At 74.9% G+C, this 12,405-nt stretch carries 10 protein-coding genes; 5 read left to right on the top strand and 5 right to left on the bottom strand.

The features are described from left to right. Positions 1-3 precede the first annotated feature (3 nt). From GA0074692_RS15865 to GA0074692_RS15855, 3 genes are all read left to right on the top strand, one after another. On the top strand, positions 4-1,287 hold the full coding sequence (locus GA0074692_RS15865; protein ID WP_091645383.1) for a nucleotide sugar dehydrogenase: 1,284 nt from the start codon (positions 4-6) through the stop codon (positions 1,285-1,287). 111 nt (positions 1,288-1,398) lie between these two features. Continuing rightward, complete coding sequence (locus GA0074692_RS15860) at positions 1,399-2,760, top strand: glycosyltransferase (protein ID WP_342672868.1); 1,362 nt, start codon at positions 1,399-1,401, stop codon at positions 2,758-2,760. Beyond that, positions 2,757-4,949, top strand: coding sequence for a glycosyltransferase (locus tag GA0074692_RS15855; protein WP_141725302.1), 2,193 nt, complete (start codon positions 2,757-2,759; stop codon positions 4,947-4,949). The genes GA0074692_RS15860 and GA0074692_RS15855 overlap by 4 nt, the downstream gene beginning before the upstream one ends. Before the next feature lie 85 nt (positions 4,950-5,034). Here the strand turns inward: GA0074692_RS15855 and GA0074692_RS15850 are convergent, their stop codons facing one another. Beyond that, a complete protein-coding gene (locus GA0074692_RS15850) occupies positions 5,035-5,568 on the bottom strand; it encodes an acyltransferase (RefSeq protein WP_091645376.1) in 534 nt (177 codons plus the stop codon). A 292-nt stretch (positions 5,569-5,860) separates the two neighbouring features. Between GA0074692_RS15850 and GA0074692_RS15845 the strand changes: the two genes are divergently transcribed. Both GA0074692_RS15845 and GA0074692_RS15840 read left to right on the top strand, forming a co-directional pair. Further along, positions 5,861-6,517, top strand: a complete 657-nt coding sequence (locus tag GA0074692_RS15845; RefSeq protein WP_091653547.1) for a response regulator transcription factor — start codon at positions 5,861-5,863, stop codon at positions 6,515-6,517. A 7-nt stretch (positions 6,518-6,524) separates the two neighbouring features. Continuing rightward, positions 6,525-7,922, top strand: a complete 1,398-nt coding sequence (locus tag GA0074692_RS15840) for a sensor histidine kinase (protein ID WP_091645374.1) — start codon at positions 6,525-6,527, stop codon at positions 7,920-7,922. Positions 7,923-7,958: 36 nt separating this feature from the next. Here the strand turns inward: GA0074692_RS15840 and GA0074692_RS15835 are convergent, their stop codons facing one another. From GA0074692_RS15835 to GA0074692_RS15820, 4 genes are all read right to left on the bottom strand, one after another. Then, positions 7,959-8,921 (bottom strand): TAXI family TRAP transporter solute-binding subunit, encoded by a 963-nt coding sequence (locus tag GA0074692_RS15835; RefSeq protein WP_091645372.1) that lies wholly within the window; start codon positions 8,919-8,921, stop codon positions 7,959-7,961. Positions 8,922-9,068: 147 nt separating this feature from the next. Then, positions 9,069-9,740: a hypothetical protein gene (locus GA0074692_RS15830; RefSeq protein ID WP_091645369.1), complete on the bottom strand. Its 672-nt coding sequence runs from the start codon at positions 9,738-9,740 to the stop codon at positions 9,069-9,071. Between the two features lie 152 nt (positions 9,741-9,892). After that, complete coding sequence (gene yaaA / locus GA0074692_RS15825) at positions 9,893-10,669, bottom strand: peroxide stress protein YaaA (RefSeq protein WP_091645366.1); 777 nt, start codon at positions 10,667-10,669, stop codon at positions 9,893-9,895. A gap of 118 nt (positions 10,670-10,787) precedes the next feature. Beyond that, positions 10,788-12,377, bottom strand: coding sequence for a hypothetical protein (locus GA0074692_RS15820; protein ID WP_091645364.1), 1,590 nt, complete (start codon positions 12,375-12,377; stop codon positions 10,788-10,790). Positions 12,378-12,405: the final 28 nt, after the last annotated feature.

Here is a 12,405-nt window from a genome sequence, read left to right as displayed (position 1 = left end):
GACATGAACATCTGCGTCGTAGCCCTCGGAAAGATCGGACTGCCGCTGGCCGTGCAGTTCGCGACGAAGGGCCACCGGGTCGTCGGTGCCGACGTCTCCGAGCGGGTGGTCAACCTGGTCAACGACGGCGCGGTGCCGTTCCCCGGGGAAGCCGACCTGGACGTCAAGCTCAAGGAGGTGGTTTCCGCCGGGCTCCTCTCGGCCACCACCGACACCGCCGCCGCGGTCGCCGAGAGCGAGGCCGTTGTGGTCGTCGTGCCGCTGTTCGTGGACGCCGAGGGCGTGCCGGACTTCGGCTGGATGGACAACGCGACCCGGGCCATCGCGGCCGGGCTGAAGCCGGGCACGCTGGTCAGCTACGAGACCACGCTGCCGGTGGGCACCACCCGCAACCGCTGGGCGCCGATGCTCGAGCAGGGCTCCGGGCTCACCGCCGGCAAGGACTTCCACCTCGTGTTCAGCCCCGAGCGGGTGCTCACCGGCCGGGTCTTTGCCGACCTGCGCCGCTACCCGAAGCTGGTCGGTGGCATCGACGAGGCGTCCGCCGTGCACGGCGTCCGCTTCTACGAGGCGGTGCTCGACTTCGACGAGCGCCCCGACCTGGGCAAGCCGAACGGCGTGTGGGACCTCGGCTCCGCCGAGGCGTCCGAGCTGGCCAAGCTCGCCGAGACCACCTACCGGGACGTCAACATCGGCCTGGCGAACCAGTTCGCCCGGTTCGCCGACACCGTCGGCGTGGACGTCACGAAGGTCATCGAGGCGTGCAACACCCAGCCGTACAGCCACATCCACTCGCCGGGCATCGCGGTCGGCGGGCACTGCATCCCGATCTACCCCCGGATGTACCTGTGGAACGACCCGGCCGCCACCGTGGTCCGCTCCGCCCGCGAGGCGAACGCGGCCATGCCGGACTACGCGGTCGACCTGCTCGCCGCCGCGTACGGCGACCTCACCGGCGCGGAGGTGCTGGTGCTCGGGGCGGCGTACCGGGGCGGGGTCAAGGAGACCGCCTTCTCCGGGGTCTTCCCGACCGTCGAGGCGCTGCGGGCCCGGGGCGCCAAGCCATACGTCTCGGACCCGATGTACACCGCCGAGGAGCTGACCGCGCACGGGCTGCCCCCGTACTCCGGTGAGCGGGTCACCGCCGCCGTCGTGCAGGCCGACCACGCCGAGTACCGCACCCTGGCCGGCACCGACCTGCCCGACGTGCGAGTGCTGGTGGACGGCCGACGGGTGACCGACGCCGCCCGTTGGCCTGGCGTCCGTCGCGTCGTCATCGGCGGCTGAGAACCTCCCGGGGGCGGTGCCTGCCACCGCCCCCCGCACCGGACCCCCTGAGATGACCGAGATCCTTCCGTCGGGGACCGGCCGGCGCAGGTCGGCCCCGGCAGGGCGGACCTGACAAGGAGTGGCAGCGCCATCGACGCGGCAACCGGCGCGGAGGGATCGCGCCCCCGGATCCTCTACCTGTCCTTCTACTTCCCACCCAGCCGGGCCAGCGGGGTCTTCCGGGCCCGGGCCACGGCGAACCACCTGGCCGCCGCCGGCTGGGACGTCACGGCGCTGGCCGCGCCGCGCGAGTTCTTCACCCACTACCTCCGCGGCGCGGTCGACGAGACGCTCGAAGCCACCGTGGACCCCCGGGTGCGCATCGAGCGTCCGCCGATGGACATGCGCCACTGGGAGACCGACCTGAGCAAGTTCGGCGCGTTCCGGGCGAACTTCCCGATCGTCGCCGACAAGGTGCACATGGCGGTCCGGAACCGGATCTTCCCGGAGCCCTACCTGGGCTGGATGCCGGGCGTGTTCCGCACCGCGCTGCGGCTGCACCGCGAGCGCCGGATCGACCTGGTCCTGGCGACCGGCAACCCGTTCGTGTCGTTCGCGGCGGCCCGCACCCTGGGCCGGCTCTTCCGGGTGCCGTACGTGGTCGACTACCGGGACGCCTGGACGATCAACCAGTTCACCGAGGAACTCTCCGTCCCCGAGGGCGGGCGGGCCATGAAGTGGGAGGCGAAGGTCCTGCGGGACGCGGCGGAGATCGTCTTCGTCAACGACGGGATGCGCCGCTGGCACGCCGAGCGCTACCCGTACGCCGCCGACCGGATGCAGGTGGTGCCGAACGGCTGGGAGCCGGAACTGCTCGGCACTCCCGAGTACGCCGTCGCCGACCCCGACCGCCCGCTGCGCTTCGCGTACCTGGGCACGGTCACCTCGTACCTCCCGCTCGACGTCCTCTTCGACGGCTGGCGGCGGGCCCGGCAGCACCCGCTGCTCGCCGGCGCCGAACTGAACATCCACGGCCATCTCGGCTTCTTCCCGGCCAGCGTCCCACCGCTGTTGGGGCGTATCGAGGAGGAGCGCGAGGCCGGCGTCCGCTACCGGGGCGCGTTCGCCAAGGCCGAGGCCGCTGCCGTGTACGCCCAGACGGACGCACTGGTCTTCTGCGTCCCCGGGGCGAAGTACGTCACCTCGGGCAAGGTCTTCGAGTACATGGCCTCGGGCAAGCCGGTGGTCTCCGTCCACGAACCGGAGATCGCCGCCGCCGAGGTGCTGGACGGCTACCCGCTCTGGTTCGCCGGGTCACGGCTGGACGCCGACTCGGTGGCGCACTCGTTCGTCGAGGCGGCCAAGGCGGCCCGGGACCTCGACCGGGGGACCTTCGAGGCGGCCCTGCGCCACGCGCAGACGTACACCCGGGACGCCACACTCAGCCCATGGGAGGCGCGGCTGCGCCGGCTCGCGGAGGGATCGCGGTGACCACGACGGACCGTACGGTGCTCTACCTCGCGCTCGGTCGGTCGCGGGTGGCCGCCACCGCCGGGCAGCTCGCCCGGCTGGTGGCCGCCGGCCACCCGGTGGTGGCGGTGCTCGCCGGTGTGCCCGAGTGGCGGTCGGTGGACCTCCCCGACGGGGTGACCGTCCACCGGGTCGCCGCCGACCCCCGGCAGGCGGTGCAGGCAGCCCGCAAGCTGCTGCAATCCGCCGGGGGGCCACTGGACGGGGCTGGACTGGTCGTCGCCGGTGACCCGGAGGCGGTGCCGGCGGCCTGGTTCGCCCAGCGACGCCGACCGGACCTGCCGGTCCGGTTCGCCCCCGCGCCCGACCCGGACCGGCGGCCAGCCCCCGCCGACGTCGCGGTGGTCACCGCCTTCTACCCGGCCCCCGGCGACCCGCTCGCCGGGGCGGCCGTCCGCGAGTCGGCGATCGCCCTCGGCCAGCGGTACGGGCGGGTGTCGGTGCTGCACACCGACGAGTGGCGGGCGCCGCGCAGCTCGGCCACCCCGCTGGTCACGGTGACGCTGGACCGACTCGCCCGGCGGGTCGACCCGGTCACCGTCACCGACGAACCGGAGGCCGAGGTGACCCGGGTCGCGGTGCCGATGCTCGTCGCGGCCCGGGAGTACCCGGTGCGCGCCGCCGGGCACCTGGCGGCGGCGCGGGCCGCCCTGCCGGGCGGCCGGATCGAGGCCCCGGTGGTGTACGCCTTCGGCGGCGTCCTCGGCGGTACGGTGGCGACCGCCCTGGCCCGCCCGGACGCCCGCCTGGTCGTGGTCGAACACTCGCCGTTGCTCGCGCACGCGCTGGCCCAGCCAGCCGTCCGAGACCAGTACGAGCAGGTGCTGACCAGGGCCGACGAGGTGCTCTGCGTCAGCCAGTACCTGGCCGACGCGCTCGCCGGGCACTTCCCGGAGCACCTGGCGAAGGTCCGGGTGGTGCCGACCCTGGTCGACGTGGACGCCCTACCGACCCGGTCGACGCCCCCGACCGAACTACGCCGCTGGGTGCACGTCGGCCCGCTGTGGGAGGTGCGTGGCCAGTCCGTGGTGCTGGAGTCGTTCGCGGAACTGGCGGCTCAGGACCCGACGGCCACCCTGACCCTGCTGGACGCGACGGCCACCTCGGTCCGGCAACGCGACCGGATCGGCGTGTTGAAGCTCCGCGACCGGGTGACCTTCCGGGCCACCTCGCCGGCCCCCGACCTCGCCACCGTGCTCGCCGACTACGACCTGCTCGTCCACGCCAATCAGGGCGAGGGGCACGGCGAGTTGCTGGTCACCGCGGCGGCCACCGGCACGCCGGTCCTGGTCGCCGAGCACCCGGCCAGCGCCGAGGCGGCAGACCGGCTGGCCGGGACGCCGGGCGCCCTGGTCGAGCAGGGCACCGACGCCCGGGAACTGCTGGCGGGCCGCCGCCGCCTCACCACCCGACTGGTCGCGTTGGACCCGGTCACCGCCCGGTCGGGTCTGCGCGAGCGGCACGGTGCGGCCACCGTACTGCCCCGACTTCTCGGCGAGACCGCCGCCGAGCCGGCGGCGGTCCCCGACGACGGGTCGGAGCCGGCCGCCGGAACGGCGCGTCCGGGTACCTCCGCCAAGCTGCCCGACCGGGGCGAACGGGTGGTCCTCGTGGCGATCAACGCGCCCCGGTTCTTCCCGGCCCGGGACCTCGCGCTGCGGGCCGCGGCGGCGGGCTACGGGGTGGACGTGATCACCCACGACGCCAACCTCTGGCGGGAGGCGGCCCGCGATCCCCGGCTGCGCATCCACCCGATCGACGTGGCGGAGTCCCGGCGGCCGGTGCTCCGGGCCGAGCAGACGCTGGTCTACCGGGCCCCGGGGAAGCTGCTCGCCACGGTGCGGGAGCGGACCCGGCGGCAGGAGGCGATCTGGCCGGAGCTGGGTGTGCTCACCGCGCAGCGGGCGCACGGGAAACTGGCCGGGCTGATCCACCAGAAGGGGTTCGAGAAGGGCTACCGGCTGGTCCGGCCCCGGGTGATGTGGCGCATCGTCCGGCAGCACGTGCTCCCGAAGCTGGACCTGGCGCGGACCCGCCGGGTGGTGGTGGCCGGCACCAACGGCCTCACGGTCGGCTGGCAGCTCGCTCGTCGGCACCCGGAGATCACCGTCACCACCTCGCTTTCCGGCTTCGAGGAGACCGGGGCCTGACGGACGGACGGCGGCCGGCCGGCCGGAGGGGATTCCCCACCGACCGGCCGCCGTCGGCGTGCCGGAGCCAGGAGCCGGGACGGACTCAGCCGCGCGCGGGCGGGTTCTCCGGGTCGCGGGAGACCACCTCGCCCTTCTCGTTGACCCAGCCCTTCGGCCGGGCCGGGTTGCCGGCCACCAACTGGTAGGGGGCGACGTCCCGGGTCACCACCGAACCGGCGGCGATCATCGCGTACGAGCCGACCTCGATCCCGCAGACCAGGGTGGCGTTCGCGCCGATGGACGCGCCCCGGCGTACCAGGGTCGGGGTGATCTGCCAGTCCGGGTTCTGCGCCCGGGGTCGGAAGTCGTTGGTGAAGACGGCGCACGGGCCGACGAAGACCTCGTCCTCCAGGGTGACGCCCTGGTACACCGAGACGTTGTTCTGGACCTTGCAGAGGTCCCCGATCACCACGTTGCTGTCGACGTAGACGTTGCGGCCGATCACGCAACCGCCGCCGATCTGCGCGGTGGACCGGACGTGTGCCAGGTGCCAGACCTTGGTGCCGTCGCCGATCCGCGCGCCCTCCTCGACGTCGGCCGTCGGGTGCACGAAGACCTGGTCGGTTCCTTGGCTCATGGGCTCCACTCACAGTGTTCGCAGGGCGCGTTCGCGCCGGTGTGGGCGCACGGCCGGCGACCGGCGGGCCGCACCCGCCCGGCGCCGTCGCGCGTGCTCGGTCACCGCGGTCCCGGCCCGCCGGACGGGGAGCAACACGGCAGCGGGAAGCATATCCGGCCGTCCCGCCCGCCCCGGACGGTCACCCGCCGGACGGCGGTGTCGAAGCTTGGGCGCGGCTGACCGGGGGTGTCGCGAGGCCGGACCGTCTGGCACCATTCGCTGACCGGGGGCTCAACTGGAGGGGGTGCGGGTGCGGGTCCTGCTGGTGGAGGACGACTGCCGGGTGGCGGCGGCGCTGTCGTCGGCGTTGACCCGACGGGGTTACCGGGTCGAGCACGCGGCGACGGTGGCGGCGGCGCTGGCCGCTGCCCCGTGCGACCTGGTCCTGCTCGACCTGACCCTGCCGGACGGGGACGGCACCGAACTCTGCCGGGAACTGCGGCGGCGCAGCGCGCAGATCGGCATCATCGCGGTTACCGCTCGGGGCGAGGAGCGGGACCGGGTGCTCGGGCTCCGGCTCGGCGCGGACGACTACGTGGTCAAGCCGTTCTCCATGGTGGAGTTGCAGGCGCGCATCGAGGCGGTGCTGCGCCGGGCGGCCCGCGCTGCCCCCGAGCCGGACCGGATCACCGCCGGCGGGCTCCGGATCGACGTGGCCGCGCGTACCGTCACCGTGGACGACCGGCCGGTCGCGCTTACCCGCAAGGAGTTCGACATCCTCGTCTCCCTGGCCCGGCAGCCCGGCACGGTGGTGCCCCGCGAACGGATCCTGCTCGACGTCTGGGGCACCACCTGGGCCGACCGGCACACCGTCGAGGTGCACGTCGGGTCGTTGCGGAGCAAGCTGGGCGACTCCCGGCTGGTGGAGACCGTCCGCGGGGTCGGTTACCGGCTCCGCGGCGAGTGAGGCCCCGGTGCGTCGTCGGCTGGTCATCAGCTACCTGCTGCTGATGGCGCTGGTGCTGCTGGCGCTGGAGACCCCGCTCGCGGTGACCCTGGCCAACCGGGAGACCGACCGGGTCCGCGCCGACCGGCTCGCCGACGCCACCCGGTTCGCCTCGCTCGCCGGGCCGGCCCTGCGTGGCGGCGGCACCGGCCAGCTCGACGTGGAACTCGGCAGCTACGAGGGCCTGTACGACATCGGCGCGGCCGTGGTCGACCGGGAACTGCGGACCGTCGCGGTCTCCGATGGCTACCGGTCGTCACCGGCCACCGAGCTGGCCCTGCGGATCGCGCTCGCCGGGCAGCAGTTCACCGGTGCCGAGGCGGTGCGGCCCTGGGTGAAGGGGCCGATCGTGGTGGCGGTGCCGATCAACGACGGCGGCGAGGTGCTGGGCGCGGTGGTCACCACCAGCCCGATCGACGCGGTACGGCACACCATCACCGCCTGGTGGCTGATCCTCGCGGTGATCGGACTGCTCGCCGTGCTGGCCTGCGTGCTGACCGCGTTCGGGCTGGCCGGCTGGGTGCTGCGCCCGGTCACCGAGCTGGACGCGGTCACCCACGAGATCGCCGCCGGGGACCGGACCGCCCGGGTGCAGCACCGGCTCGGCCCGCCGGAGCTGCGTCGACTCGCCGCCGGCTTCAACCACATGGCCGACGTGGTCTCCGACGTGATGGACCGGCAACGGGCCTTCGTCGCGCACGCCAGTCACCAGCTCCGCAACCCGCTCACCGCGCTGCGGCTACGGGTGGAGGAGCTGGGGCCGAGCCTGACCGACGCGGACGGGCGGGCCGAGCACCGGTTGGCCCTGGAGGAGACCGACCGGCTGGCGCAGGTGCTCGACGCGCTGCTCACCCTGGCCCGGGCCGAACGCGAGGAGAACCGCCTGGTCACCGTGGACGCGGTGGTGGTGGCCGCCTCCCGGGTGACCGCGTGGGAGCCGCTGGCCCGCCGCCGGGAGGTCACGCTGCGGCTGAGCGCGGCGGGTGGCCCACAGTACGCCCGCACCGTGTCCACCGCCATCGACCAGGCCCTGGACGCCCTGATCGACAACGCGGTGAAGTTCAGCGGTCCCGGCGGCGTGGTGACGGTGACCGTCACCCCGGCCGAGGACGGGGTGACCCTGGTGGTCGGCGACACCGGCCCGGGAATGACCGACAGTCAACTCGAACAGGCGACCGAACGGTTCTGGCGAGCCCCGGACGCACAGAACGTCGAGGGGGCCGGGCTCGGGTTGACCATCGTGGCCGTGCTGGTGGACGCCTCCGGCGGCCGGCTCAGCATGCGCCGGGGGGAGCCCCGTGGCCTGCTCGCCGAGCTGTGGTTCCCCCGGGCCGACCATCCGGACCCGGCCCCGGAGCCGGGCTGACCGGTCCGGACCGGTCAGCCCGGCAGGCTTGACCCGTCAGGGTTTGCTCGCCCGGTACCAGGCCGCCGCGCCCGGGTGCAGGGGCAACGGGGCGGTGGCGATGGCCGAACGGGCACTCATCCGGCCGGCGGCCGGATGCGCGGTGGCCAGCTCCTCCCGACGCTCCATCAGCAGCCGGGTCACCTCCCGCACCAGCGACTCCGGCACGTTCGCCCGCACCACCAGGTAGTTCGGATTCGCCACCGTGGTCACCGACTCCGCACCGTAGGCCGAACTGGGGATGTCCCGGGAGGCGTACACCTCCCGGTGGCTGCGGCGCAGCGGCTCGGTCCACTCGCCCAGGTCGACCAGCCGGATACCGGTGGTGCTGGCGAGCTGCTCGATCGCCCGTACCGGCAGGCCCCCGGAGAAGAAGAACGCGTCCACCCGTCCGTCCCGCAGCGCGGCCACCGAGTCGTCCAGCCCGAGCCGTTCCCGCCGCACCATGCTGCCGTCCAGTCCCGCCACGTCGAGCAGCCGGCTGGCGGTGATCCCGGTGCCCGAGCCCGGCGCCCCCACCGACACCCGCCGGCCGCGCAGGTCCGCCACCGTCCGCACCGGCGATTCGGCGGTGGTGACCAGGTGCAGCAGGTCGTCGTAGACCCGGGCCACCGCCACCAACCCGGGATGCGCGCCCGGGGTACGGGAGAGGACGTCGGCCTGGGTGAAGCCGAGTTCCGCCGAACCCGCCGCGACCAGCCGGATGTTCTCCTCCGACGCGGCGGTCACCACCACGCTGGCCTGGACGCCGGGCAGTTCCCGGTTGAGGATGGTCGCCAGCGACTCGCCGAAGGCGTGGTAGACGGCGGTGGGGCTGCCCGTGGCGATCCGGATGCGGACCGGATCGACCGGTTCGTCGCGGCAGCCGACCACCGCCGGCAGCGCCGTTCCGGCCAGCAGCGCCAGCAGCACGAGGCAGGCGGCCCGCCGCCGGCCGGAGGTGGAGCGCACGCCGTTCACCGCTGCACTCTGCGCCGGGACACCCCCGGTTGGCAACCCGCCGCCGCGCACGGCGGGGCTACCGGCCGGTCGCCGCGCCCGGCCGGGACGGCCGGCGGGCCGGTCAGGAGGTGGTCGCGGGGCCGCCGGGACGCGGCCGTGGGGCGGTCAGGAAGCTTCCGCGGTCGGCATCGGGGCGGGGTGCAGGCTGGCGCTCTCCAGGATCCGGTTGCGGTCCGGGCCGTCGGCGACGCTCACCACGAAACACCCGGCGCCCGGGCGGAGCGTGGCGGGGACCTCCAGCAGGGCGGCACCCCGGACCAGGACAGCGGCCAGCTCCCGGTCGGTGAGGCGGACCCCGAGGATGTGCCGGCGGACGTGCCGACCACCGGCCAGCAGCGCGGACCGCCAGGCGGCGGCGGCCAGCCGCGACCGCCACACCCGGCGGGACGTGGACGCGCCGGGCACCTGGACGCCGAGCAGCTCCCGACGGCCCTGCCGCCAGGCGGAGTCCAGCAGGGCCACGTACGTCGCGCGGGCCGGCGCGGGCACCCGGAGCTGGTGTAGCTCGTAGCGGCGGCGCAGCCCACCCACGGTGATCTCGTGCTCGACCGGGACGCCGAGCCGGCCGAGCAACTGCCGCATCCGCAGCGCGGCGTCCTCGCGGTTGAACTCGACGGTGCTCCGGTACGGCTCGCCCGGGTGCCGGCCCCGGGGGCCAGTCGGCAGGGACATGCAGCGCAGCAGGCAGGCGACCTCGAAGGCGTCGGCCATGGTCGGCCAGTCCAGCGGCGTCGGGGACGCCGTGGGCCGGGGCCGGTCGAGCAGGGTGGTTTCCATCGGGACCGCTCCTCCACTCGTCGGATTACCCCTTACCGTGGCGGTCGGACGGCCCGTGCGGTACCGATCGGCGCAAGCCTTGAGCAAAAATTGCGTTGCCGTGGCGCGGGCCGGGCGGTCAGAGCCGGCCTCGCGCTGCGGCAGACCGGCGGTCAGAGTTGGCTGACCACCACGTCGACGCGCCGGGGCCGGCCGGGCGTGACCGGCTCCTCCAGCACCGTGTACTTCAGGTCCCGCAGGGCCGTGACCAGCTCGTCCACGCCACGCGGGCGGGCTCCGGCGGTGAGCAGGTCACGGACCAGCCGGCCCTTGGTCGCCTTGTTGAAGTGGCTGACCACCGAGCGGGTCACCACCCCGTCGACCTCCCGCTCGTGCAGCACCCGCACGGTCACCGTCCGCCCGGCCAGCTCGCCCCGGGGCGTCCAGGCCGCGGCGTAGGCGGCGGAGCGCAGGTCGAGCACCGGGCCGTCGCCGGCCGCCGACTCCATCGCCGGTGCCAGCACCCGCTTCCAGTACGCGGTCAGCGCCCCCGGGCCGGGCAGGGTCAGCCCGATCGGGCAGCGGTACGGCGGGATCCGGTCGGTGAGGCGTACCGCGCCCCAGAGCCCGGAGCTGACCAGCACCTGCCGGCGGGCCGCCCGCAGTGCCGGGGCGGGGAGCGTGGCCAGGTCCAGCGCCTCGTAGAGCACCCCGGTGTAGACGGCCGCCGCGGCAGTGGTGGCCGCCTGCCGCAGCCGCGCGTTGCGGGCCGGCTCGGGCAGCACCGCCGGGGCTGCGCTCGCGTCCGGGGCGGTGGCGAGGGCGACCAGCGCGTCCAGCAGCTCCTCCCGGGCCGGGTTCAGCTCGGGCAGGCTGAGCCGGGTCAGGTCGAGTCGCCGCCCGGCGCGGACGTCGGCCTTGCGCTCCGAGGGCGGCAGCAGGATGAGCATCGGGGGCACCCCTCACGGGCCGGTCGGACGCTGGCCGGGCGAGCCTACCCGGGCGCCCACCGCCGGCGCGGTGACCCGGCCGCTCACCAACGGGGACGGACAGCGGTGACCCGGCCGGTCACCGCCAGGGGCGTACGGGGGTGGCCGGGTGGTACAGCCGGTAGTCGCCGATCTCGGTGACCGTGGCCGGGATGTCGCCCCCGGCCAGCAGCTCGGTCAGCCGCCGCTCGGCCGCCGAGCCGACCCGCAGCACGTACCCGGGCCGCTCGGCGCGGGCCACCGCCCGCCAGTACGCCGGATAGCGGTTCTGCCCCGGGTTCAGCTGGTCGTCGAGCACCCCGCAGAGCACCTCCTCGGCGGTGGTGAAGGTCAGCCGGTGGCAGGTCCAGTAGTCGCCGTACACGTGGCGGGGGCCGGCGCTGCGCAGCACCTCAGCGACCCGGCGGGCCTGGCGTTCCTCGGCGCGGATGTCGGCGGTGTCGGTGGCGAAGAGGCCGGTGGCCACGAACGCGGTGGCGGTCAGCGCGGCCAGCCCGGCGGTGGCGGCGGCCCCGGCGAGCCGTCCGGTCACTCCGGCCGTGCCCCGCCAGCAGGCGACCGCCGCCACCCACAGCGGCCAGAGCACCGCCGGCAGCGAGAGCTGGAGCACCGACAGGTAGCGGGCGCTGGACAGCGGATCGGACGCGGCGAGCGGGCTGCGGACGTACCCGACCAGGGTCAACGCCGCCCCGGCGACCAGGGCGAGCCGCACCACCGGCCGGACCGGGTGGGTGGCCCGGCGGCGCAGCGCGGCCAGCGCGAGCCCGGCGGCGAGCCCGAGCAGCAGCGGGTAGAGCAGGCCGAACCACTCCTGCCAGCGGGCGCAGCCCCCGGGCGGGCAGAGACCGCTGGCCAGCGGCACCCCCTCGGTGAACCCGCTGACGAGCCGACCGGCCAGCGGGCCCGGGGGACCGCCGGTGGCGTCGACCTGCCGGAACACCGACAGCGAGTCCTGTCCGGGCGGGGCGGTGAGGTTGTCCCAGAGCATCGGGAACACCCCGACGGCGAACCCGGCCGGCAGCAGCAGCGCCGGCCAGCCGAGCAGCTCCCGGCGCAGCGCGTACCCCAGGGCCAGACCGGCCACCGCCAGGTACGGCACGATCAGCCAGTCCGACCAGGTGGCCATGCCGGCCAGCAGCCCGAACAGGCCCACGGCCAGCCAGCGGTGCCGGACCGTACGCTCGGCGAGCCCGACCACGACGAGCAGCATCGCCGCCACCGCCACCTTCACCTCGGGCCGCCCGCCCACCGCGGTCAACTGGTCCCGGACCACCCGTTCCGTGCCCAGGGCCAGCAGGCCGACCACCAGCACCGCGAACCAGGGGGAGAAGACCCGGCGGGTCAACCGGTACATCAGCCAGACGAACAGGGCGAAGAGCGCCAGCAGCGGCAGCCGCAGCACCACCCAGGACGGCCCGGCCACCGCGACCAGGGGCGCGGCCAGGTACGACTCCAACACCCCCATGTACCGCTGCCCGTAGAGGAAGACCGGGTGCGAGCGGCCCTGCGCGACGTGCAGCGCGACCAGGCCGAACGTCGCCTCGTCGCTGTTGCCGCCGGGAACCGTGTGCAGGGTCAGCACCAGCCGGTAGACCACCCCGGCGGCGCCGAGCAGGAGGGCGACCAGCGCCGGCCGGTCCAGCGCCGCCACCCGTCCTCGTACGCCCATCGCCACCGCCGAACGCCCCCGTCGCCGC

It is taken from the genome of Micromonospora pallida (assembly GCF_900090325.1).
GTDB lineage: Bacteria > Actinomycetota > Actinomycetes > Mycobacteriales > Micromonosporaceae > Micromonospora > Micromonospora pallida.
The sequence above is the reverse complement of the archived record's forward strand: the minus strand, read 5'-3'. Positions and strand labels throughout refer to the sequence as shown.